21 protein-coding genes are annotated in these 23,653 nt (G+C 68.1%); 12 read left to right on the forward strand and 9 right to left on the reverse strand.

Features of this window, described 5'->3' with window-relative positions:
• Window positions 1-12: 12 nt before the first annotated feature.
• Window positions 13-789: a GntR family transcriptional regulator gene (locus AC0IYU_RS13655; protein WP_472117582.1), complete on the reverse strand. Its 777-nt coding sequence runs from the start codon at window positions 787-789 to the stop codon at window positions 13-15.
• Complete coding sequence (locus AC0IYU_RS13660; protein ID WP_472117585.1) at window positions 786-1,892, reverse strand: aromatic ring-hydroxylating dioxygenase subunit alpha; 1,107 nt, start codon at window positions 1,890-1,892, stop codon at window positions 786-788. The genes AC0IYU_RS13655 and AC0IYU_RS13660 overlap by 4 nt, the downstream gene beginning before the upstream one ends.
• 146 nt (window positions 1,893-2,038) lie before the next feature.
• Here AC0IYU_RS13660 and AC0IYU_RS13665 point away from each other — a divergent pair, with 146 nt between their 5' ends.
• The 4 genes from AC0IYU_RS13665 (at window position 2,039) to AC0IYU_RS13680 (ending at window position 7,137) form a co-directional block, all read left to right on the forward strand.
• Window positions 2,039-3,160, forward strand: a complete 1,122-nt coding sequence (locus AC0IYU_RS13665; protein ID WP_435435561.1) for a 5-methyltetrahydropteroyltriglutamate--homocysteine S-methyltransferase — start codon at window positions 2,039-2,041, stop codon at window positions 3,158-3,160.
• A 36-nt stretch (window positions 3,161-3,196) separates the two neighbouring features.
• On the forward strand, window positions 3,197-3,880 hold the full coding sequence (locus AC0IYU_RS13670) for a glutathione S-transferase family protein (protein ID WP_472117588.1): 684 nt from the start codon (window positions 3,197-3,199) through the stop codon (window positions 3,878-3,880).
• A gap of 46 nt (window positions 3,881-3,926) precedes the next feature.
• On the forward strand, window positions 3,927-5,315 hold the full coding sequence (locus tag AC0IYU_RS13675) for a phospholipase D-like domain-containing protein (RefSeq protein WP_472117591.1): 1,389 nt from the start codon (window positions 3,927-3,929) through the stop codon (window positions 5,313-5,315).
• Between the two features lie 199 nt (window positions 5,316-5,514).
• A complete protein-coding gene (locus AC0IYU_RS13680; RefSeq protein WP_472117594.1) occupies window positions 5,515-7,137 on the forward strand; it encodes an Ig-like domain-containing protein in 1,623 nt (540 codons plus the stop codon).
• 4 nt (window positions 7,138-7,141) lie between these two features.
• Here the strand turns inward: AC0IYU_RS13680 and AC0IYU_RS13685 are convergent, their stop codons facing one another.
• Window positions 7,142-8,302 carry an ROK family protein gene (locus tag AC0IYU_RS13685; protein ID WP_472117598.1) on the reverse strand — a complete coding sequence of 387 codons (1,161 nt, stop codon included), beginning with the start codon at window positions 8,300-8,302 and terminating at the stop codon, window positions 7,142-7,144.
• A 111-nt stretch (window positions 8,303-8,413) separates the two neighbouring features.
• Here AC0IYU_RS13685 and AC0IYU_RS13690 point away from each other — a divergent pair, with 111 nt between their 5' ends.
• Window positions 8,414-9,961, forward strand: a complete 1,548-nt coding sequence (locus AC0IYU_RS13690) for an ABC transporter permease/substrate-binding protein (protein WP_472117600.1) — start codon at window positions 8,414-8,416, stop codon at window positions 9,959-9,961.
• A gap of 72 nt (window positions 9,962-10,033) precedes the next feature.
• Here the strand turns inward: AC0IYU_RS13690 and AC0IYU_RS13695 are convergent, their stop codons facing one another.
• From AC0IYU_RS13695 to AC0IYU_RS13720, 6 genes are all read right to left on the reverse strand, one after another.
• Window positions 10,034-11,470 (reverse strand): aldehyde dehydrogenase family protein, encoded by a 1,437-nt coding sequence (locus AC0IYU_RS13695; protein ID WP_472117602.1) that lies wholly within the window; start codon window positions 11,468-11,470, stop codon window positions 10,034-10,036.
• Window positions 11,471-11,480: 10 nt separating this feature from the next.
• Complete coding sequence (gudD, locus tag AC0IYU_RS13700) at window positions 11,481-12,815, reverse strand: glucarate dehydratase (protein WP_472117605.1); 1,335 nt, start codon at window positions 12,813-12,815, stop codon at window positions 11,481-11,483.
• 4 nt (window positions 12,816-12,819) lie between these two features.
• Window positions 12,820-13,269 (reverse strand): nuclear transport factor 2 family protein, encoded by a 450-nt coding sequence (locus AC0IYU_RS13705; RefSeq protein WP_472117607.1) that lies wholly within the window; start codon window positions 13,267-13,269, stop codon window positions 12,820-12,822.
• A gap of 40 nt (window positions 13,270-13,309) precedes the next feature.
• Entirely contained in the window at window positions 13,310-14,221 is a 912-nt protein-coding gene (gene kdgD, locus AC0IYU_RS13710; protein ID WP_472117609.1) for a 5-dehydro-4-deoxyglucarate dehydratase, read from the reverse strand.
• Window positions 14,222-14,277: 56 nt separating this feature from the next.
• Window positions 14,278-15,285 (reverse strand): Bug family tripartite tricarboxylate transporter substrate binding protein, encoded by a 1,008-nt coding sequence (locus tag AC0IYU_RS13715; protein ID WP_472117612.1) that lies wholly within the window; start codon window positions 15,283-15,285, stop codon window positions 14,278-14,280.
• Between the two features lie 110 nt (window positions 15,286-15,395).
• On the reverse strand, window positions 15,396-16,271 hold the full coding sequence (locus AC0IYU_RS13720; RefSeq protein ID WP_472117988.1) for a FadR/GntR family transcriptional regulator: 876 nt from the start codon (window positions 16,269-16,271) through the stop codon (window positions 15,396-15,398).
• A gap of 154 nt (window positions 16,272-16,425) precedes the next feature.
• On the opposite strand from AC0IYU_RS13720, the gene AC0IYU_RS13725 reads away from it, so the two are divergent.
• From AC0IYU_RS13725 to AC0IYU_RS13755, 7 genes are all read left to right on the forward strand, one after another.
• A complete protein-coding gene (locus AC0IYU_RS13725; protein WP_472117615.1) occupies window positions 16,426-17,247 on the forward strand; it encodes an NAD-dependent epimerase/dehydratase family protein in 822 nt (273 codons plus the stop codon).
• Window positions 17,237-18,127 (forward strand): SMP-30/gluconolactonase/LRE family protein, encoded by an 891-nt coding sequence (locus tag AC0IYU_RS13730; protein ID WP_472117618.1) that lies wholly within the window; start codon window positions 17,237-17,239, stop codon window positions 18,125-18,127. Before AC0IYU_RS13725 ends, AC0IYU_RS13730 begins: the two co-directional genes overlap by 11 nt.
• Before the next feature lie 51 nt (window positions 18,128-18,178).
• Window positions 18,179-19,156, forward strand: coding sequence for a TRAP transporter substrate-binding protein (locus AC0IYU_RS13735; RefSeq protein WP_435483325.1), 978 nt, complete (start codon window positions 18,179-18,181; stop codon window positions 19,154-19,156).
• A gap of 160 nt (window positions 19,157-19,316) precedes the next feature.
• The gene (locus AC0IYU_RS13740) at window positions 19,317-19,805 is read left to right on the forward strand and encodes a TRAP transporter small permease (RefSeq protein ID WP_435435546.1); all 489 of its coding nucleotides are present in this window, start codon (window positions 19,317-19,319) and stop codon (window positions 19,803-19,805) included.
• A 145-nt stretch (window positions 19,806-19,950) separates the two neighbouring features.
• On the forward strand, window positions 19,951-21,246 hold the full coding sequence (locus AC0IYU_RS13745) for a TRAP transporter large permease (protein WP_435483324.1): 1,296 nt from the start codon (window positions 19,951-19,953) through the stop codon (window positions 21,244-21,246).
• 33 nt (window positions 21,247-21,279) lie between these two features.
• Window positions 21,280-22,854: a galactarate dehydratase gene (gene garD / locus AC0IYU_RS13750; RefSeq protein ID WP_472117621.1), complete on the forward strand. Its 1,575-nt coding sequence runs from the start codon at window positions 21,280-21,282 to the stop codon at window positions 22,852-22,854.
• A gap of 28 nt (window positions 22,855-22,882) precedes the next feature.
• Entirely contained in the window at window positions 22,883-23,644 is a 762-nt protein-coding gene (locus AC0IYU_RS13755; RefSeq protein ID WP_472117624.1) for an SDR family NAD(P)-dependent oxidoreductase, read from the forward strand.
• Window positions 23,645-23,653: the final 9 nt, after the last annotated feature.

Here is a 23,653-nt window from a genome sequence, read left to right on the forward strand (position 1 = left end):
AAGGACGGCCGCTCAGCCGCGGCGGCGAATCAGCTGCACGCCCGGCAAGGGGCGTTGCTCGGCGCTCGGTGTGCCGTGCAGCGCCTCGCGCAGGTTGCGCCGCGCGATGCGGCTGTGCTCGCGCATCAGCGACTCGGCGCGCGAGCCTTCGCCGGACTCGATGGCGTCGAGCACCTGCAGGTGCTGGTCTTGCGCAATGACGAGCATGTCGCGCGCGGAGGGCGAATTGGCCTGCACGATGACGAAGCCCGAGGGAGAGGCGAACGGCAGGTTGACCACGCGCTCCAGTTGCTGCGCGATGACGGGGCTGCCCGCCATTTCGCACAGCAGCGCATGGAAGCGCTCGTTGTGCGTCACGTAGCGCGAGAAGGCCGCGTCGTCGAGCGCGGGCTCGCGCAGCAGTTCGTCGATGCGCTGCAGGCAGGCGCGCGCCTCGCGCAGCACCACGGGCGCGGCGCCGCGCTCGGCCGCGAGCCGTGCGACCAGGCCTTCGAGCGTGCCGCGCAGCTCGATGGCGTCGGCCACGTCGCGCTCGGAGAAGGTGCGCACCGCATAGCCGCCGTTCGGCAGGGCTTCCAGCAGGCCTTCCTGCTCGAGCCGCATCAGCGCCGTGCGCACCGGTGTGCGCGACACGCCCAGCTGTTCGGAGATGGCCACCTCGGCAATGCGCGCACCGCCCGGCAGCTCGCCCGCCAGGATCATCTCGCGCAGCCGCAGCTGCGCCTTCACGCCTTGCGAACTGCCGCTGTCGCCAGGCTCGGCGGCGCTGGATACTGCCGCGACTTTCATGCGGCCTGCTTCTCGGCGGGGCGAATGGGAATCGCGGCGCGCGCGGGCTTTTCCTTCTCGACCATGCGGTCGATCAGCCGGCGCGCCCACATCGAACCGGCGTCGATGTTGAGGTTGTAGAAGGTGTGGTCGGGGTGGTCGTCCATGGCCTTCTGCTGGGCCTCGAGCACCAGCTCGTCCTCGCGGAAGATGCCCGCCACGCCCTCGCGCAGCTCGTGCGTGAGGCGCTGCTCGCCGATGCAGTAGTTGCGCGAGAAGGCCCAGAAGTACAGGCAGGTCTTGTCGGTCTCGGGCGTGATGGTGTTGAGCACGTAGCCGTTGACGCCCTTGCTGCGGTCGCCAGCGTCGCCGTTCTTCGGCACGGCGCCGCTGCCCGCCTCGGCCACGCCGACGTCGATGTTCACCGTGCACGGGCCTTCGAAACGGATGATCTGCCAGCGGTCGACCTTGCCCGTGTAGCCGCGCGCATGGCGGATCTGGCCGCCCCAGAACGGCGGCGGGTCGATGTTTTCCATCCAGCGCGTGACGGTCGCCGAGCGGTCGCCGTGCGTGGCCACGAACGGCGCCTCGGCGACCTCGCGGTTGCCGATGGAGGAGCCGTGCACGAAGGTCTCGTGCGTCAGGTCCATGAGGTTGTCGACGACCAGGCGGTAGTCGCAGTTGACGCGGATCATCTTGCCGTCGCCGGCCCAGGCCGGGTCGTCGTTCCAGTGCATGTCGGGAATGAGCGCCGGGTCGGCCTTGGCCGGATCGCCGGGCCAGATCCACACGAAGCGGTGCTTCTCCACCGCCGGAAAGCTGCGCACGCAGGCCGAGGGGTTGAGCGTTTCCTGGCTCGGCATGTGGGTGCAGCGGCCCTGGCTGTTGTAGACCAGGCCGTGGTAGCCGCACACCAGCTCGTCGCCTTCGAGGCGGCCCAGCGACAGGGGCATGAGCCGGTGCCAGCAGGCGTCTTCCAGCACGGCCACCTGGCCGTCGGTGCGGCGGAACAGCACCACTTTCTGGTTGCAGATGGTGCGCGGCAGCAGCGCGTGACGCACTTCGACGTCGTAGGCGGCGGCATACCAGGCGTTCAGTGGAAAGGCAGTCGTGGGCGTTCTCATGAATACTAAATGTATACAGAAACTGCCGAACTTCCAGCGAAATGTGGCGTTTTCAGGGTAAACACCGAGATAGCTGTATACAGTCACCGGCATCTTGAAGGCGCTACGATGCCCTTCGTTTCCCCCCAATCAAGACGGAGTCATCCATGTCACAGCACGTCGCATTGCCCGCCCGCTACGACCACGTGGGCAGTTTCCTGCGCCCCAAATTCCTGCTCGAAGCGCGCGAGCAAAAGGCCAAGGGCGAGATCACGCCCGAGCAGCTTCGCCTGGTCGAAGACAAGGCCATCACCGAGATCGTCAAGTTCCAGGAAGACATCGGCCTGAAGAGCATCACCGACGGCGAGTTCCGCCGCACGTACTTCCACATCGACTTTCTCGACCAGCTCGGCGGCGTGAAGACCGACATTCCGGTCACCATCCGCAAGCCCGACGGCACCGAGGAACTGGCCCCGCCCGCGATGCGCGTGATCGACAAGGTGCGCCACATCAAGGACATCCAGCTGGCCGACTTCCAGTACCTGAAGAGCCAGGTCGCCGCAGGCAACACGCCCAAGGTGACCATTCCCTCGCCGACCATGCTGCACTTCCGAGGCGGGCGCGCCGGCATCAGCAAGGACGCCTACCCCGAGCTCGACCCGGCCTTCTACGACGACGTGGCCAAGGCCTATGGCGACGAGCTGCGCTCGCTGGCCGCGGCCGGCTGCAACTACGTGCAGATGGACGACACCAACCTGGCCTACCTGTGCGACGAGCACATGCGCGAGGCGGCCCGCAAGCGCGGCGACGACCCGAACGAGCTGCCGCACCGCTACGCCGCCTTCATCAACAAGGTCGTGGCGCAGAAGCCGCCCGGCATGCTGCTGGCCATGCACCTGTGCCGCGGCAACTTCAAGAGCACGCACGCCGCGGCCGGCAACTACGAGCCGGTGGCCGAGGCGCTCCTGAAGGAAATGGACCTGGACGCCTACTTCATGGAGTACGACGACGCCCGCTCCGGCGACTTCAAGCCGCTGCGCTTCCTGCCCAAGGGCAAGACCGTGGTGCTGGGCCTGGTCACCACCAAGTTCGGCGAGATGGAAGACAAGGACGAACTCAAGCGCCGCATCGACGACGCCGCCAAGTACGCCTCGCTCGACCAGCTGGCGCTGTCGCCGCAATGCGGCTTCTCCAGCACGGTGCACGGCAACAACATCGCCGTGGAAGCGCAGCGCGCCAAGCTGCGCCTGGTGGTCGAGACGGCGCAGGACGTCTGGGGCTCGACCTGATGCGTTGAGGGCCGGTTTCTGGTGAAGTCGCAGCCCATGACGACAACCCTCTACTCCGGTCCCCTCAGCATGTTCGGCGCCAAGGTCGAGATCGCGGCACGCGAAAAAGGCGTGCCCTTCGATCTCGTCATGGTGCCCTTCACCACCGACGACGCCTACGAGCCCAAGCACCCCGAGGTGGTGCGGGTCAACCCGGTCAAGCAGCAGGTGCCCGTGTGGGTCGACACCGTCGACGGCGGGGTGTCGCTGTTCGACTCGACGCAGATCTTCGAGTACCTCGAAGACCGCTACCCCGGCCCCGCGCACCTCGCGCTGTGGCCCGAGGGCATTGCCGAGCGGGCCCGCGCGCGGCAGCTGGAGCAGAAGTCCGACGAGGTGTTCTTCCCGAACGTCATCAGGCTCTTCGGCCTGCAGCACGACATGAAGAGCACCGCAGCCGTGGCGGCCTGCGCCGGCTGCGCGCGCTTCTACGAAGAGATGGAAGGCCTGCTCGCCGAACGCGAGTACCTGGCCGGCCCCTACTCCTTCGCCGACATCGCCTTCTACATGGCGTACGTGTTCGCCGACCGCAAGGGCGCCGGCATGACCGAGGCCACCCCGCGCCTGCTGGCCTGGCGCACGCGCGTGGGCGAGCGGCCCGCGGTGCGCGCGGTGGTCGACCCGATGATGGCGTTCCTGGCCTCGCACGGGCGTGGCGTGCCGGCCTTCCTGCGGCGGTGAAGGGGTTCGGCCGGGCCGCGGCGCCACGCTGAGGCATCATCGACCCATGCCCATTGCAAGCGCCTCGAGGTTCGACTGGCTGCCCTCGCCCTCGCAGCATTTCCTCGTCGTCACTTTTGCGCTGCTCGTCTACGTGCTGACCACGCGCGCACGCCGCGAACAGCGCGCCCCCACCACGGCCATTGCCTGGGTCATGGGGCTGGTGCTGATGCCGTACTTCATCCTGCCGATGTACCTGCTGTTCGGCCAGCGCAAGCTGCGCCCTGCCGGCTCGCCCCGCCCGCCGCGCTCGGTGCCGCCGGGCCACTGGGCCGCCGACCTGATCGAGAGCTTCGGCCTCGCGCCGCCGGGGCGCTGCGCCGTTCGCATGCATGCCGACGGCGAGGCCGCGCGCGCGGCGCTGTGGCAGGTGATCGACGGCGCGCGCGAGCGCATCGACGTGTGCACCTTCATCATCGGCAACGACGCGCTCGGCCACGCGGTGATCGACCGGCTGACCCAGCGCGCGCGCGAAGGCCTCAAGGTGCGCGTGCTGCTCGACGGCTTCGGCGCACTCTCGCTGCCGCGCCATCACTTCGACCGGCTGCGCGCGGCGGGCGGCGAGGTGGCGGTGTTCCGCCCCTTCTTCAGCCTGCGCCGCATCGGCCCGCGCAACCTGCGCAACCACCGCAAGTTCACCATTGCCGACGACGGCTGGCTCTGGTCGGGCGGGCGCAACCTGGCCGGCGAGTACTTCACGGGCAACGAGAAGCACCCGCAGGCCTGGCTCGACCTGTCGTTCGACCTGCGCGGCAGCGTGGCCGCCGCGGCGGCGCGCCAGTTCGACCACGACTGGGCCTCGGTGCGCAGCCGCAAGGCCCGCGCCATCACCTGCGACGACGTGCCCGAAGGCCCCGGCACGGCCATGGCGCAGTTCCTGCCGAGCGGCCCCGACCAGACCGAGGACACGGCGCACGCATTGCTGATCGACGCGTGCTTTCGCGCCGAGCACCGCATCCTTGCGATCACGCCCTACTTCGTGCCCGGCGACGGCCTGCGCGACGCGCTGCGGCTGGCCGCGCGGCGCGGCGTGCAGGTGACCATCGCGATGCCGGCGGTGTCGAACCACCGCCTGGCCGACTTCGTGCGCGCACGCGCCATGCGCGACCTGGCGCGCGCCGGCGTGAGCTTTCGCATGCTGCCCTTCATGGCGCACGCCAAGGCGGTGGTGGTCGACGATGAACTCGCGATGTGCGGCTCCATCAACCTCGACCTGCGCAGCCTGCTGCTGAACCACGAAGCGGCGGTGGTGTTCTACGGCGCCGAACAGATCGAATGGCTGGCCGAGTGGATGGAAACCACCGCCTCCGCCGGCGAGCCTTACCGCGCACGGCGCCCTGGGCTGATGCGCGACCTGGCCGAAGGCCTGCTGCTCACGGTGGCTTTCCAGCTGTAATGTGAGTGCACAAATGCAACGTTTGTGCAACAAACAGCACACTTTCACTAAAATTCCCACCGGTTCCGGTAGTTGACCCCGGCCCCGGGGTTGACCGATGCGAGTGCTTTTCTCGCTGCGTGCACTGGCAAGCGTGGCGCTTCCAGTGCTGTTCGCACTGTGTGGAATAACGGCCGCTTTCACGCCCGCGCATGCCGCCATGGACGACATCGGCCGCGCGGCGCCCAGCATCCACCGCCTGAAACTCATCGTCGACCCCGAGCTTGCCGCCGACATCGGCCCGGCCGAAGCCGGCCGCCGGCTGGCGCAGTACGTGGCCGACGTCAACACGGTGTTCACCCGCGAAACCGTGCGCAGCTTCGTCTTCGACCCCACCGCCGACCTCCAGCTCGTGCCGCCCGCCACCGCCCCGCAGTGCGCCTACAACGGCCTGGTCAACGGCGAAGTGGTGGTGTGCATCAGCAAGTCCACCCGCGGCTACAGCCACGGCGGGCTGTCCACCAGCTGGACCTTTCCGCAGAAGGGCGTGGCCTGGAACCTGAACTGGGTCGCCATCCATGACCCGCTGCGCCTGTCGCGCGCGCCCAGCGCGGGGGTGCCCGAATCCACCGAGAAGGACTACCTCGGCCGCCAGCTCAAGACCCTGCTGCACGAGCTGGAGCATGTGTTCGGCGCGGGCGCGGGCGAGTACTACAACGGCATCGCCGTGACCGACACCACCGGCGTGGCACCCGTCGTCGACCTGGCCCTGGCGAACGACAGCGACCGCTACTGGTGGACGCGCCAGCATTGGCGCCTCGACCCGTTGCTGGGCACCGTGTTCGAGGAGCGCCGCGACCCGGCGGCCAACCGCATCGCGACGCTGGACATGATCCGCTTCACGCCCGGCACCAAGGCCAACATCGACACCGACTGGACCGACTGGCCCAAGCTCGGCAGCTCGAAGTTCATGGCCGGCACCACCGCCACCCAGGTGCGCGTGACCGACCGCGACACCGGCGCCGCGCTGCCGGGCGCGCAGGTCTCGGTGTGGCGCAACCCGGGTGCGGGCAAGCCGCTGGTGATGCTGGTGACCGGCGTGGCCGACGCGTCGGGGCGCTTCGTGTTCGACTGGGACTGCGGCTTCAGCTGCTTCGCGGTGGGCAAGTCGACGCTGCTGGTGAAGGCGCATGCGCAAAGCCGCGCGCCGGGCGCGAGCTGGTTCACCATCTTCGATGCGTTCGAGCAGAAGGCTGTGCAAGGCCAGCCGATGTTCACCATCGACCTGGCGCTGGGCGGCATCGACGTGACGCCGCCGACCGTGTCGCTGGCCGCGCCGTCCACCGCCACGGTGGGCCAGCCCACCGTGATTGCGCCTGCGGTGGTGGACAACGTGGGCGTGTGGGGCGTCAAGGTGCTGGGCCGGGACAGCATTCCGATCTGCACCTTCACCGCCCCGCCCTACACCTGCAGCTGGACGCCGACGAGCGCGGGCGTGCAGACGATCCGGGTCATCGGCGTGGACGCGGCGGGCAACACGGCGGTGGCGTCGGCCAGCGTCATCGTGAACCCGCCCGGCCTTTCCGCCCCGCCGGCGGTGGCGATGACCGCACCGTCCAACGCCGCGGCGCGCGCGCCCGCGCAGCTCGCGGCCAATGCCTCGGCGAACGTGGCGGAACTGAGCTTCATCGTCGACGGAAAGACCGTGTGCAGCCTGCAGGCCGCGCCCTTCGCCTGCCGCTGGACACCATCGGCCGCGGGCTACGCGAACATCGAGGCGCGCGCCGTCGATGCGGCGGGCAACGTCGCCAGCGTGTCCGCGCTGACGCGCGTGAACCCGTAGCGCCTCAGCGCTGCATTTCCTTCTTTTCCTTCTTCGGTTTCTTCGCCTTCGCTTTCGCCTTCTCTTCCTCGGGCATCGGCACGTTCGTGAAGCTCACATTGCCCAGCCCGGTGCCGATGGTCAGCACGCCCCAGCGCTTCACGTCGCGCATGAAAGGCAGCTCGCTCAGGCCTTGCACCACGGCGTCGTTGTGCATGAGCACCAGCATCGGGTCGGCACCCAGCGTCAGCATGCGGCGCCACACGGCCGTCGGCAGGTGGAAGGCGTGGCTCTCCCAGTCGCCCGGCAGGTTCTGCGCACCGCGTGCGATGGAGCCATCGGGGCGAATGAGCCCCGGGCAGCCGATGCCGATGAAGGGCGCGAGCCGGATCTTCTTGCGCTCGCTGTAGCGCACCATGTCCATCAGCAGGTCGGCGATGTGCTCGACCATGAGGCTGCGGTTGGGCCCCTCGTCGGCGTGGCGCCACTTCACGCGCCGCACCACCTCCGCACGCGAGAAGTCCGGCGCCTTGCGGTAGCGCGTCTTCACGACCCCGCAGCGCACGTTGGTGCCGCCGATGTCGACCGCCAGGATGGCGTCGTACTTGCGCAGCAGGGCCGGCGGCGTCAGGTGCGCCCAGCCGATCAGGCCGCCGTCGTCCACGTTGTGCGAGAGCCGGCCCAGCTGCACGTGAAGGCCCAGTTCTTCCAGGATGGCGCCGGTCTGCAGCACCGCGCGCTCGCCCACGTCGCTCTCCGGGAAGCCGCCGCCGATGACGATGCGCTCGACCTTGTTCCATGAAGGCTGGCGCAGGAAGCGCTGGATCACAGAGGCGAGCTCCTCGGTGAACTCCTCGATCACGCCGTGCATCACGTCGGCGGCTTCGGAGCTTTTCTTCGCAGCCAGCACGCGGTCGAGCTGCTTCTTGCTCAGGTCGCGCGAATGCATGTCGCCCCAGGGGTCGGTGCCGCTCTTGCGCCTGCGCTTGCGCCAGCGCTCGAGCAGTTCCCTGAAGGCAGTCTGGCTGGCCTGGTCGCCGACGAAGCCGTCCTTGTCGCGCAGCTGCAGGCTGTACCCCTCGACATGGACGCCGGGGAGTTCGCGCAGGCCGTGCACGTCGGCGGCGGGCAAGGGATCGGGGCGCGCTTGCGCAACGGCTTCGGGCTTTGCGGGTGTGGACTTCATGAAACGGAATGATGCGCGCCCCACGCGTTCGGGCGCATCGGTTGCGCGCACGACGGCGTGTAGGAGATTGGCGGGTACGCCGAACGGGGTGTTGTCTATAAACTGCCCGCGATGCACCTGCTCCGCCGCCCCTGGCAACTCGTACTGCTGCTGTCGCTCGCGCTGTGCGGCATGGCCCTTGTCGCGCAGGCTGCGCACGCGGCAAACGACACGCTGCGCGTGGGCTCCAAGCGCTTCACCGAGTCGTACATCCTGGCCGAGCTGCTCGCGCAGACGGCCGCGCCGCACACGGCGTCGCCGCCCGTCGTGCGGCAAGGGCTGGGCAACACCGCCATCGTGTACGAGGCGCTGCGCTCGGGCGCCATCGACCTCTATGCCGAGTACACCGGCACCATCGCGCAGGAAATCCTCAAGGGCCAGCCCGCCGAGACGCGCGAGGCCATGAACGCCCGTTTGGCGCCGCTGGGCCTGGGCGTGGCCATTCCGCTGGGCTTCAACGACGGGTATGCGCTTGCCGTGCGCGCCGCCGATGCCGACAAGCTGGGCCTGCGCACACTGAGCGACCTGGCGAAGCACCCCGAGCTCAAGCTCGGCCTGTCGAACGAATTCATCGGCCGCGCCGACGGCTGGAAGGGCCTGGCCGAGCGCTACGGCTTCACGCAGGTGCCCAGCGGCCTCGACCATGGCCTGGCCTACGACGCGGTGGCGGCCAGGCAGATCGACGTGATCGACATCTACACCACCGACGCGAAGATCGACCACCTCGGCCTGCGTGTGCTGGAAGACGACAGGAAGTACTTTCCGCGCTATGACGCCGTGGTGCTCTACAAGCTGGACCTGCCCACGCGCCTGCCGCAGGCCTGGGCGGCATTGAAGACGCTCGAAGGCAAGGTCGACGAGCACGCGATGATCGCGATGAATGCACGCGCGGAGCTGCAGAGCGTGCCCTTCGATGCGATTGCACGCGACTTCCTGGCGAGCACCGGCAAGGACGCGAAGGCCCAGCCGCAGGAGGCGCGTCGCGGCTTCATGGCCAAGCTGTTCGGACCCGACCTGTGGAAGCTCGCGCGCCAGCACCTGCTGCTGGTCGCGCTGTCGGTCGGCATCGCGATATTGATCGGCGTGCCCATCGCGATCCTGGTGTTCCCGCACGTGCGGGTGCGCGCCGTGGTTCTGGGCCTGGCGAGCCTGATGCAGACCGTGCCGTCGCTGGCGCTGCTGGCGGTGCTGATCTCGATGCTCGGCGCCATCGGCGCCCTGCCCGCGTTGATTGCGCTCACGCTGTATTCGCTGTTGCCGATCATGCGCAACACGGTCACCGGCCTGGCCGAAGTGCCCAACGGGCTGCGTCTGGCCGGCACCGCGCTGGGCATGACGCCGCCGCAGAGCCTTCAGCTGGTGTTGCTGCCGCTCGCGCTGCCCACGCTGCTGGCGGGCGTGCGAACGGCCACCGCCATCGCCATCGGCACCGCGACCATCGCGGCCTTCATCGGCGCGGGTGGCTTCGGCGAACGCATCGTGACGGGACTGGCATTGAACGACCGCGAACTGCTGATGGCGGGCGCGCTGCCCGCTGCGGCGCTGGCGCTGCTCAGCGAAGGGCTCTTCGAGCTGATCGAGTTCCTGATGCGGCGCAGTCGCAGGGCCCCGGCGGCCTAGGCCTTCGCTGAGGCGCGCGAACGCAAAAAAGCCCCCGGGCGGGGGCTTGCGAAACCTGGCGGCTCGACGAGATCAGGCCAGCGTATAGGCCGTCTTCACCGTCGTGAAGAACTCCTGCGCGTACTTGCCCTGCTCGCGCGGGCCGTAGCTCGACCCCTTGCGGCCGCCGAACGGCACGTGGTAGTCCACACCCGCGGTCGGCAGGTTGACCATCACCATGCCGGCCTGGCTGTGGCGCTTGAAGTGGGTGGCGTACTTCAGCGAGGTGGTGGCAATGCCGGCCGACAGGCCGAACTCGGTGTCGTTGGCCGTGGCCAGCGCCTCTTCGTAGTTCTTCACGCGGATCACGCTCGCCACCGGGCCGAAGATCTCTTCCTTGTTAATGCGCATCGCGGCGGCCGATTCGCTGAACAGCGCGGGCGACATGTAGTAGCCGTCGGTCTCCAGCTTCAGCAGTTCGCCGCCGGCCGCCAGCGTGGCGCCTTCGCCCTTGCCGATGGCGATGTATTCCATGTCCTGGTCGAGCTGCGACTTCGACGAGACGGGCCCCACGTCGGTGCCCTGCGCGAGCGCGTCGCCCACCTTGATCTTGGCCATGCGTTCCTTCATCGCCGCGATGAACTTCGGGTAGATGCCCTCGGTCACGATGAGGCGGCTCGACGCGGTGCAGCGCTGGCCGGTCGAGTAGAACGCGCTCTGCACGCTGAGCTCCACGGCCTGCGCAAGGTCGGCGTCGTCCAGGATCACCTGCGGGTTCTTGCCGCCCATTTCGAGCTGCACCTTCTTGTGATGGGTGACGCACTGGATCGCGATGTTGCGTCCCACGCCCACCGACCCGGTGAAGCTGATCGCATGGATGCCCGGGTGCTTGACCAGCGCCTCGCCGATCACGCTGCCGCGGCCCATCACCAGGTTGAACACGCCGGCCGGAATGCCCGAGCGGCTGATGATTTCACTCAGCGCCCAGGCGCTGCCCGGCACGAGGTCGGCGGGCTTCAACACCACGCAGTTGCCGAAGGCCAGCGCGGGCGCGATCTTCCAGGCCGGAATGGCGATGGGAAAGTTCCAAGGCGTGATGAGGCCCACCACGCCGACCGGCTCGCGCGTGATTTCCACGCCGATGTTCGGGCGCACCGACGGCAGCACTTCGCCCGACAAGCGCAGGCACTCACCCGCGAAGAACTTGAAGATCTGGCCCGCGCGCGCGGCCTCGCCCATGCCTTCGGCCTTGGTCTTGCCTTCTTCGCGCGCCAGCAGCGTGCCCAGTTCTTCCTTGCGCGCAAGGATCTCGGTGCCGATCTTGTCGAGCGCGTCGGAGCGCGCCTGGATGCTGCCCGTGGCCCAGGCCGGGAATGCGGCGGTGGCGGCTGCCACGGCGGCGTCTACATGCGCCGCGTCGCCCTGGGTGTACTGGCCCAGCACATCGGACAGGTTGCTCGGATTGAGGTTGGGGCTGTAGCTTGCGCCAGCACGCCATTCGCCAGCGATCAGGTTGTCGAAGTTCTGCATGAGGGTTCCTTCAGCGCACCAGGCACGGGCGCTTGTTGTCGAATGTCCAGTTGGGAATCAGATATTGCATGGCTTGCGCATCGTTGCGCGCGCCCAGGCCGTGCTTCAGGTAGAGCTGGTGCGCCTTCTCGACCTCGGCCATGTCGAGCTCCACGCCCAGACCGCCGCGCGTGGGCACCTTCACGACGCCGCCCTCGATCTGCAGCGGCGCCTTCGTCAGGCGCTGGCCGTCCTGCCAGATCCAGTGCGTGTCGATGGCCGTCACCTTGCCCGGTGCCGCGGCCGCCACGTGCGTGAACATCGCGAGCGACACGTCGAAATGGTTGTTGGAATGCGAGCCCCAGGTCAGGCCCCAGGCCTGGCACAGTTGCGCCACGCGCACCGAGCCCTGCAGGGTCCAGAAGTGCGGGTCGGCCAGCGGAATGTCGACCGACTGCAGCGACAGGCTGTGCACCATCTCGCGCCAGTCGGTGGCCACCATGTTGGTGGCGGTCGGCAGGCCCGTGGCGCGGCGGAACTCGGCCATCACCTCGCGGCCCGAGAACACGCCCTCGGCGCCGCACGGATCTTCGGCATAGGCCATCACGCCGTGCAGGTCGCGGCACAGGCGAATGGCGTCCTGCAGCAGCCAGCCGCCGTTCGGGTCGAGCGTGACGCGCGCCTGCGGAAAGCGTTCGTGCAGCGCGCGGATGGCGTCGACCTCTTCCTCGCCGCGCAGCACGCCGCCCTTGAGCTTGAAGTCGGTGAAGCCGTAGCGCGCATGCGTGGCCTCGGCCAGGCGCACGATGGCCTCGGGCGTCATGGCCTCTTCGTGGCGCAGGCGGAACCAGTCGTCGTCTGCACCGGGGTCGCTCTCGTACGGCAGGTCGGTCTTCCGGCGGTCGCCCACGTAGAACAGGTAGCCCAGCATCTGCACCGCGTCGCGCTGCTGGCCTTCGCCGAGCAGCGCGGCCACGGGCACTTCGAGGAACTGGCCCAGCAGGTCGAGCAGCGCGGCTTCCACTGCGGTGACCGCATGGATGGTCACGCGCAGGTCGAAGGTCTGCTGGCCGCGCCCGCCGCTGTCGCGGTTGGCGAACTCGCGCCGCATGCTGTTGAGCACGGCGTTGTGGTCGCCGATGGGCTGGCCGACGACGAGGCTGCGCGCGTCTTCCAGCGTCTGGCGGATCTTCTCGCCGCCGGGCACTTCGCCCACACCGGTGCGCCCGGCGCTGTCGGTCAGGATCAGCAGGTTGCGCGTGAAGAACGGACCGTGCGCGCCGCTCAGGTTCATGAGCATGCTGTCGTGGCCCGCGACGGGGACCACGCGCATGGCGGTGACGGTGGGGGTCTGGCTCGTGCTCATGGGGTCACACGCGCACGGCCTGGCGGGCCAGCAGCTTCCAGCTGCCGCCCTGCTTCTGCCACACGCCCAGGATCTTCAGCGCGACCTTGCCGGGCTTACCCGAGTCGTTGGTGTCGGCCGCGAGCGAGTGGCGCACGATGGCGGTGTTGGCGTCGACCACCTTGATGGTCTGCTCGGTGATCGTGATGGTCACGAAGTCGGACTTGCCGTCCATCAGGTCGGCGATGAAGCTGGCCTTGGTGTCGACCTTGCCGCCCGAGTGGCCGTAGCTCAGGTCGTCGGCCACCAGGGCGCCGAGCGCTGCGGCGGTCGGGTCGATCATGGCGATGCGCAGGCGCTCCGCGGCGGCAGCCACTTCGGGTTGCGCCGACGCACCGCTGCCCGCGGGCATCATCGCGCAGCCAGAGAACATCAGGGCCGCGGCGGCCACGAGGAAGAACTTCTTGATGGACATGTCGTCTTGTCTCCGTTGTCGTTGTGCTTGCTGCGGCGGCTTACTGCGGGCCGAGCGCGTCGATCAGCGCCTTGAGCTGTTCCACTTCGGCGGGCTTGAGGTCGGTGAGCGGTGCGCGCACGGGGCCGGCGTCGTGGCCGACGATCTTGGCGCCCGCCTTCACGATGCTCACGGCGTAGCCCGGCACGCGGTTGCGCAGTTCGAGGTAGGGCATGAAGAAGTTCTTCAGCAGGCGGTGCTGCGTGGGCAGGTCGTCGGCGGCAACGGCCTTGTAGAAGTCCATGGCGGTCTTCGGAATGAAGTTGAAGACGGCCGACGAATACACCGGCGTGCCCATGGCCTTGTACGCCGCGGCATAGACCTCGGCCGTGGGCAGGCCGCCCAGGTAGGCGAAGCGGTCGCCCATGCGCTGGTAGATGGCGACCATGGCCTCGATGTCGCCGATGCCGTCCTTGAAGCCGACCAGGTTGGGGTTGCGCTCGGCCAGGCCGGCCAGGGTTTCGGGCTTCAGGCGGCTGGAGGCGCGGTTGTAGACGATCACGCCGAACTTCACGCTCTTGCACACGGCTTCCACGTGCGCGGCCAGGCCTTCCTGGCCGGCTTCGGTGAGGTAGTGCGGCAGCAGCAGGATGCCGTGCGCGCCGGCTTTTTCCGCCGCTTGCGCGCACTGGATGGCGAAGCGCGTCGGGCCGCCGGCACCGGCAATGATCGGCACCACGCCGCGGCAGGTGTCCACCGCGGTCTTGATGATGCCGGGGTATTCGTCGCCGGTCAGCGAGAAGAACTCGCCCGTGCCGCCGGCCGCGAACAGCGCGCTCGCGCCGTAGGGGGCGAGCCATTCGAGGCGCTTGACGTAGCCCTGCGCGTTGAAGTCGCCGTTGCTGTCGAAGTCGGTCAACGGAAACGAGAGCAGGCCGGAGCCCATGATGGTCTTGAGTTCTTGCGGGTTCATGGGGAAGAGTCCTGTGAAGATTTGAAGAATGAAATGAAAGGGATGGAGGCAGCCGGCTAGTCGAGCTTGACGTTGGCTTCCTTGATGACTTGCGCCCAGCGCGCGCGCTCCTTGGCGAAGAACTGGTCCTGCTCGGGCGCGGTCATGGTCACCACTTCGGCGCCCTGCCCCGCGAGGCGGGCACGGATGTCGGGCGTGCGGATGATGCGCACCAGCTCGCGGTTGAGCCGCGCGACCACCGCGTCGGGCACGCCGCGCGCCGCGACCACGCCTTGCCAGGTGCCCGACTCGTAGCCGGGCGCGCCCTGCTCCGCGATGGTCGGCACGCTGCCGATCAGCGGCATGCGCGTCGCCTTGGACACGGCGATCAGCTTGAGCTTGCCGGCCTGCACCTGCGGGTAGGTGGCGAGCATGCCGTTCATCAGCACCTGCGTCTGGCCCGCGACGGTGTCGAGCACGGCCTGCACGCCGCCCTTGTAGGGCACGTATTCCCACTTGGCGCCCACCTTGCGCTGCAGCTCGATGCCGGCCAGGTGCGCGGTGCTGCCGCTGGCGGTGACGGCGAAGTTGAAGTCGCTCTTCTTCGACAGCTCGACCAGTTCCTTCAACGTGTTCGCCTGCACCGAGGGGTGCACCACCAGCAGGTGCGGCGAGTAGGCCAGCATGGCCACGCTGCGCAGGTCCTTCGACGGATCGAACGGCAGCTTGGGGTACAGCGACGGGCTGATGGCCAGCGCGCCCAGGTCGCACAGCATGAGGGTGTAGCCGTCGGCCGGCGCCTTGGCCAGCAGGTCGGCGCCGAGGTTGCCGTTGGCACCCGCGCGGTTGTCGATGATGACCGACTGCCCCAGCGCCTCCGACAGCGGCTGGCTGATGGAGCGCGCAATGATGTCGGACGAGCCGCCCGGCGGGTAAGGAACGATGAGCTTGATCGGCTTCAGCGGCCAGTTGGTGCCCGCGCCCTGCGTGCCCTGGCCGGCTTGGGCGAGGGCGCGCAGCGGCAGGCTGGCGGCCAGTGTGGTGGCAAGTGCCGCGCCCAATGCGCCGCGTCGGTGGATGCTCATGTTGTCTCCTGCTTGTTCGATGAAGTCACGGTCTCACCCGTCCCACCGGGTGAGTTATCAGTCATCGTACAACTACAAAGACAACTTGTCCAGAAAGACGGCAAAGAAAATCAGCGTACTGGCGAATTCGGGTAGGCGGGCGAAGGCGTCGGCGCGCCCTGCCCCGCGGCGGCGTCGGCCTTCGCCTTCTGCTGCGCGGCCTCCTGCGCCATGCGCAGCCGCTCGCGGCTGTTGGTCAGGTGGATGCGCATGGCCGCGCGCGCAGACTCGGGGTCGCGCCGTGCGATGGCCGCGTAGATTTCTTCGTGCTCGCGGTTCACACGGCTCAGGTAAGGCGCCCCTCCGCCCTCATGCGTGCGAATGGCGCTGATGCGCGTGCGCGGGATGAGGGTGGTGCCCAGGTGCCGCATGATGTCTGCGAAATACGGGTTGCCGGTCGACTGCGCAATCTGCAGGTGGAAGCGAAAGTCGGGCCCCACGGTGTCGCCGGCCACGGCCACGTTCTTCTCGAAGTCGTCGAGCGCCTGGCGCATGGCCACGAGCTGTTCGTCGGTGCGGCGGCTGGCGGCGAGCCCGGCCGATTCGGTCTCCAGGCTGATGCGCAGTTCCAGCACGGCCAGCACGTCGACCGAGGCCGCGATCTCGCCCGGGTCCAAGCGGAACACCCCGCCGGAGCGCGGCTGCAGCACGAAGGTGCCCACGCCGTGCCGCGTCTCGACCAGCCCGCCGGCCTGCAGCTTCGACAGCGCCTCGCGCACCACGGTGCGGCTCACGCCGTAGGCCTGCATGATGGCCGACTCGGTGGGCAGCTTGTCGCCCGGGCGCAGCGACTGGCTGCGGATCTTCTCGCCCAGGTCGTCCACCAGACCATGCGCCAGGCCGCGTGCGCGCCGACGCGGCTGGCCCACGAAAGCGACACCCGCGCCGGCGGCGGCGTCTGCCGGCGCTTCTGATACCGAGGGATTACCCGCAATCGACTGAACCATGGCCACGATGATAATCCCCCACTAGTTGTACGACAACAGATAACTCATCACTGAACCTCCCGAATCCGTCGTTCCACGCCCGCGGCTGCACAGGCGGCGCGTGCGACGGCAAGCCGCCTGAACACATCACGAGACCCTCAACGGACAAGCAACGATGGACGCTTCGAAACAAAAACTCAACCGGCTGCTGCTGACCGGCGCGGCCGGCGGCCTGGGCAAGGTGCTGCGCGAGCGGCTCAAGCCTTATACAGAGGTGCTGCGGCTGTCGGACATCGCGTCGCTGGCGCCGGCCGCCGATGCGCACGAGGAAGTCGTGCCCTGCGACCTGTCGGACAAGGCGGCCGTGCATGCGCTGCTGGAAGGCTGCGACGCCATCGTCCACCTGGGCGGCGTGTCGGTGGAGCGGCCTTTCGAGGAAATTCTCGAGGCCAACATCAAGGGCATCTTCAACGTGTACGAGGCCGCGCGCCGCCACGGCGTGAAGCGCGTGGTGTTCGCCAGTTCCAACCACGTGATCGGCTTCTACAAGCAGACCGAGCACATCGACGCGCACGCCGCGCGCCGCCCCGACGGCTACTACGGCCTGTCGAAGTCCTTCGGCGAGGACATGGCGCAGTTCTACTTCGACCGCTGGGGCATCGAAACGGTGAGCATCCGCATCGGCTCCTCGTTCCCCGAGCCGCTCAACCGCCGCATGATGAGCACCTGGCTGAGCTACCGCGACCTGACGACGCTGATCGAGAAGTCGCTGTTCACGCCCGACGTGAAGCACACCATCGTCTACGGCATGTCGGACAACCGCGACGTGTGGTGGGACAACAGCGCCGCCGCGCACCTGGGCTTCGTGCCGCAGGACGGCTCGGAGGTGTTCCGCGACAAGGTCGAGCAGCAGCCCCCCGTGGCGCCGACCGACCCGAACGCCATCTACCAGGGCGGCGCCTTCACCGCGCAAGGGCCGTTCGGCGATGCCAGCTGAACTCGTTCTCGACGCGCGCAACGGCACCGGTGAAAGCCCGGTGTGGCATGCCGGGGAGCAGGCGCTGTACTGGGTCGACATTCCGGCGCGCACGCTGAACCGCTGGCACGCGGGCGAAGGCCATGCGAAATGGACGGCGAACGAAATGATCGCCTGCATCGCCCCGCGTGCCGATGTGCCCGGCGAATGGATCGCCGGCATGGAAAGCGGCCTCTTCTCGCTGAAGCCGCAGGCCGACGGCACGCTGGCCGCCGCGCCGCTGGCCCCGGTCGAACACGCCGCGCCGGCCATGCGCTTCAACGACGGCCGCTGCGACCGCCAGGGCCGCTTCTGGGCCGGCACCATGCTGCTCGACATGGCCGCCGGCGCGCGCGTCGGCTGCCTCTACAGCTACGGCAAGGGCGACAAGGGCGCAGCCCTTCGCCTCGACGATTTCATCGTGCCCAACGGCCTGGCCTTCAGCCCCGACGGCCGAACCATGTACCTGTCGGACTCGCACCCCACCGTGCAGGCCGTGTGGGCCTTCGACTACGACACCGACAGCGGCACGCCCGGCAACCGCCGCCTGTTCGTCGACATGAAGCCCCTGCCCGGGCGCCCCGACGGCGCCGCCATGGACACCGACGGCTGCTACTGGATCTGCGGCAACGACGCGGGCCTGGTGCACCGCTTCACGCCCGACGGCCGGCTCGACCGCTCGCTCGAGGTGCCGGTGAAGAAGCCCGCCATGTGCGCTTTCGGCGGTGCGGGCCTGGACACGCTGTTCGTCACCTCCATCCGACCCGGCGGCATCGACCTGTCGGACCAGCCACTGGCCGGCGGCGTGTTCGCGCTGCGGCCCGGCGCGCAGGGCGTTCCCGAGCCGATGTTCGGCACCTGACGGCTGCGCCCCCCCTTTTTTCGACAACCACCCAAGCAGAGGAAGAGACAAATGAAATTCACGAAGACCCTCATCGCAATTTCCGCGTGCGCCGCAGCCGCGCTGACCACACTGGCTGCACACGCCACCGAGTTCCGTTCGGCCGACATCCACCCCGACGACTACCCCACCGTGACCGCGGTGAAGTTCATGAGCGAGCGCCTGAAGGCGCTGTCGGGCGGCAAGCACAGCATCAAGGTGTTCAACAACAGTTCGCTGGGCAGCGAGAAAGACACGATCGAGCAGACCAAGATCGGCGCGCTGCAGATGGTGCGCGTGAACATCGCGCCCATGAACAACATCTGCGCCGAGACGCAGGTGCCGACCATGCCCTTCCTGTTCCGCTCGGTGGACCACCTGCACAAGGTGCTGGACGGCCCGATCGGCGAAGAAATCCTGAAGTCGTGCGAGAAGCAGGGCTTCATCGGCCTGGCCTACTACGACAGCGGCGCGCGCTCGATGTTCACCGCCAAGAAGCCGGTGCGCACCTTCGCCGACATGAAGGGCCTGAAGGTCCGCGTGCAGCAGTCCGACCTGTGGGTGTCGATGCTCGAGGCCATGGGCGCCAATGCCACGCCGATGCCCATGGGCGAGGTCTACACGGGCCTGAAGACCGGCCTGATCGACGCCGCCGAGAACAACTACCCCACCTATGAAAGCGCCCGCGCCTTCGAAGTGGCCAAGTACTACAGCAAGACCGAGCACTCGATGGCGCCCGAAATGCTGCTGTTCTCCAAGCGCGCATGGGACAAGCTCTCCGCCGAAGAGCAGGGCTGGATCCGCCAGGCCGCCAAGGAGTCGGTGCCCTACATGCGCAAGCAGTGGGAAGAGCGCGAAGTGAAGTCGCTGGCCACGGTGAAGGCCGGCGGCGCCGAGATCATCGAAGTCGACAAGGCCCCGTTCCAGGCCGCGATGAAGCCGGTGTACGACAAGTTCATCACCGACGCGAAGCTGAAGGACCTGGTCAAGCGCGTCCAGGACACGAAGTAACCAGCAAGCCGGATTGTTGAATTGGCTCCTTCCCCTTCCGGGGGAAGGTTGGGATGGGGGCAAGCGGCGCTTGTTCAGGCGCAATGCTTCATCGAACGCCGCTTGCCCCCACCCCTGCCCTCCCCCGGAAGGGGAGGGAGAAAGACAAAGAAGAACTCACATGTACACCAAACTTTGCCGCACCCTCGCACGTGCCTGCATGTGGTTGGGCATCCTCGGTCTCGTCGCGGTGATCTGCGCGGTGAGCTGGCAGGTGTTCGGCCGCTACGTGCTCAACAACACCCCCACCTGGGCCGAAAGCCTCGCACTGCTGCTGGTGCTCTACGTCACGATGTTCGGCGTGGCCGTGGGCGTGCGCGACGCGGGCCACATCGGCCTGGAATCGTTCCTCGTGCTCGCGCCCGACTGGCTGCGCCTGAAGATGGAATACCTGATCCACGCGCTCATCCTCGTCTTCGGCCTGGCCATGGCCTGGAACTGCGCCTCGCTCGCCGAATCGGTGTGGGACTACCGCCTGCCCACGCTGTGGATCTCCGAAGGCTGGAAATACGTGCCCGCCTCGGTGGCCGGCGTCCTCATCGTGATGTTCTCCATCGAACACATCATCGCGCTCGCCCAAGGCCGAGAAGTCGAACCCGCCTGGGGATAGAGATGCACACCCCCAGGCTCCGCGCACTTCGTGTCGCTTCTCCCACCCCCTTGCAGGGGGCAATGCCTGCGGCCCGGCAAAGCCGGTTCCGCGGCATTCCCCGCACAGTCCGTAGCGCCCCAATTCGTGCCGAGGCGGCTTCAACATGACCATTCCTCTTCTCATTCTTTGCATCTCTTTCACGCTCTTTCTGCTGCTGGGCGTGCCGGTTGCCTTCTCGATCGGCCTGTCGGCCCTGGCCACGCTGCTCTATGAAGGCCTGCCGCTGGCGGTCGGCTTCCAGCAGATGACCTCGGGCATGGGGATCTTCTCGTTCCTGGCCATTCCGTTCTTCATCTTCGCCGGCGAGCTGATGCTGTACGGCGGCATCGCGGACCGCATCGTCAACCTGGCGCGCGACCTCGTGGGCCATGTGCGCGGCGGCCTGGGCATGTCGAACGTGGTGGCCTGCACGCTGTTCGGCGGCGTCTCGGGCTCGCCCGTGGCGGACGTCTCGGCCATGGGCGCCGTGATGATCCCGATGATGAAGAAGGAGGGCTACCACGCCGACTACGCAGTCAACGTGACGACCCATGCGGCCCTGGTGGGCGCGCTGATGCCGACCAGCCACAACCTGATCATCTATTCGCTGGCAGCGGGCGGCAAGGTGTCGATCGCGGCGCTGATCCTGGCGGCGCTGCTGCCGGCAGCGGTGCTCACACTGAGCAACCTCGCAGCCGCCTACCTGGTGGCCGTCAAGCGCGGCTACCCGGCGGGCACCTTCCCGGGCTGGGCCATCGTGGCGCGCTCGTTCGCGGCGGCGCTGCCCGGCCTGTTCATCGTGGTGCTGATCCTCGGGGGCATCCTGTCGGGCATCTTCACGGCCACCGAATCGGCCGCCGTGGCGGTGCTGTACGCGCTGGTGCTGACGATCTTCCTGTACCGCACGCTGAAGTGGGAGCACTTCATCAAGGCGGCCTCCAAGGCGGTGCGCACCACCGGCGTCATCCTGCTGCTGATCGGCATCTCCAGCACCTTCGGCTACCTCATCAGCCTGTACGGCGTGGCCGAACTCACGGGCCAGATGCTGTCGCAGGTGACCAGCACGCCGTGGGTCATCTTCCTGCTGATCAACGTCATCCTGTTCGTCCTGGGCACCTTCCTGGACATGGCGGCCACCATCCTGCTGTGCACGCCCATCTTCCTGCCCATTGCCCAGCACTACGGCATGAGCTCGGTGCAGTTCGGCATCGTGATGCTGATCAACTGCGCGCTGGGCCTGAACACGCCGCCCGTGGGCACCACCCAGTTCGTGGGCTGCGCCATCGGCGGGGTGTCGGTGGGCACGGTGATGAAGACCATCTGGCCGTTCTACGGGGCATTGATCTTTGCGCTGGGCGTGGTCACATTCGTACCTGCCTTCTCGACCTGGCTGCCGAGCCTGTTCATGGTCGTGAAGTAAGTGCCCAAGGACCGGCCAGCCAAGGAACCCACGATGTCAGAACCCATTCGTCCACCGCTCTACATCCGCATCCACGCCGCGGACAACGTGGCCATCGTCGCGAACGACGGCGGCCTGAAGGCCGGCGCGGTGTTCGCCGACGGCCTGGTGCTGGTGGACAACGTGCCCCAGGGCCACAAGGTGGCGCTCACCGACCTGGCCGAGGGCGACGCCGTCCGCCGCTACGACGTGGTGATCGGCTACGCGCTGAAGGCGCTGCCGCGCGGCAGCTGGGTGCACGAGCGCGTGATGCGCATGCCGACCGCGCCCGGGCTCGACGGCCTGCCGATCGCCACCGTCAAGCCCCCTGCCCTGCCCCCGCTGGAGGGCTACACCTTCGAGGGCTACCGCAATGCCGACGGCTCGGTGGGCTCGCGCAACATCCTGGCCATCACCGAGACCGTGCAGTGCGTGGCCGGCGTGATCGACTTCGCTGTGCAGCGCATCAAGGCCGAGCTGCTGCCCAGGTACCCGAACGTGGACGACGTGGTCGGGCTGGCGCACGGCTACGGCTGCGGCGTGGCCATCGACGCGCCCGACGCCATCGTGCCCATTCGCACGCTGCGCAACATCAGCCTCAACCCGAACTTCGGCGGCGAGGTGATGGTGGTGAGCCTGGGCTGCGAGAAGCTGCAGCCCGAGCGGCTGCTGCCACCGGGCAGCATTCCGATCGTCGACAAGCGCGGCGAAGCGCAGGGCGACGCCGCGCTCGACGTGGTCTGCCTGCAGGACGACGAGCACATCGGCTTCATGTCGATGATCGACGCGGTCATGCGCCAGGCCGAGGTTCACCTCGCGCGCCTGAACGACCGCCGCCGCGAGACCGTGCCCGCCAGCGAACTGGTGGTGGGCGTGCAGTGCGGCGGCAGCGACGCCTTCTCGGGCGTCACCGCCAACCCCGCCGTGGGCTTTTGCACCGACCTGCTGGTGCGCGCCGGCGCCACCGTGATGTTCTCGGAAGTGACCGAGGTGCGCGACGGCATCGACCAGCTCACCTCGCGCGCATCCACGCCGGAGGTGGCGGCGGCCATGATCCGCGAGATGGCCTGGTACGACGCCTACCTGGAAAAGGGCCGCGTCGACCGCAGCGCCAACACCACGCCGGGCAACAAGAAGGGCGGCCTGTCGAACATCGTCGAGAAGGCGATGGGCTCCATCGTGAAGTCGGGCTCGGCGCCCATCACCGGCGTGCTCGCGCCCGGCGAAAAGGCGGCGCAGAAGGGCCTGATCTACGCCGCCACGCCGGCCAGCGACTTCATCTGCGGCACGCTGCAGCTGGCAGCCGGCATCAACCTGCATGTGTTCACCACCGGCCGCGGCACGCCCTACGGGCTGGCCGAAGTGCCGGTCATCAAGGTCGCCACGCGCAGCGACCTGGCGCGCCGCTGGCACGACCTGATGGACGTGAACGCGGGCCGCATCGCCGACGGCGAGGCCAGCATCGAGGACGTGGGCTGGGAGCTGTTCCGCCTGATGCTCGACGTGGCCAGCGGCCGCAAGAAAACGTGGGCGGAGCACTGGAAGCTGCACAACGCGCTGGTGCTGTTCAACCCGGCGCCGGTCACCTGACACACACCCTCACTCACGGAGCAACGACATGGAAGACCTCAAGGACAAGACCGCCCTCGTCACCGGCGCCAGCACCGGCATCGGCGCGGCAGTGGCCATCGCCTTCGCCGCGCGCGGCATGCGCGTGGCGGTGCACTACAACAGTTCGGTCGCCGAGGCCAACGAGGTGGTCGAGACCATCCGTGCGGCGGGCGGCGCCGCGGTGGCCGTGAAGGCCGACGTGCGCGACACGGGCGCGATCCGCGCCTGCGTGAAGCAGACGGTGGACGAATTCGGCCGCATCGACGTGCTGGTGAACAACGCCGGCAGCCTGGTCAAGCGCGTGCCCATCGCCGAGTTCGACGACGCGCTGTTCGACGAGGTGATGCACATCAACGCGCGCTCGGTGCTCGCGTACTGCCGCGAGGTGGTGCCGCTGATGCGCGCACAGGGCGGCGGCAACATCATCAACGTGACCTCGGTGGCGGCACGCACCGGCGGCGGGCCGGCCGCCTACCTGTACGCGGGCTCGAAGGGCTTCGTGAGCACGGCCACGCACGGCCTGGCGAAGGAGCTGGTGGGCGACCGCATCCGCGTGAACGCGGTGGCGCCGGGCGTCATCCAGACGCCGTTCCAGGACCGCTTCTCGACGCCCGCGATGCTGGAGAACTTTCGCGCCAGCATTCCGATGGGCCGCATCGGCGAGCCCGAGGAGTGCGTGGGCGCCTTCCTGTACCTGGCCTCCGAGCAGCTCTCGGGCTATGTCACGGGCCAGGTGATCGAGGTGAACGGCGGGCAGTACATGCCCTGACGCGCAAGG

The sequence above is a fragment of the Variovorax sp. AC103 genome, from assembly GCF_979254005.1.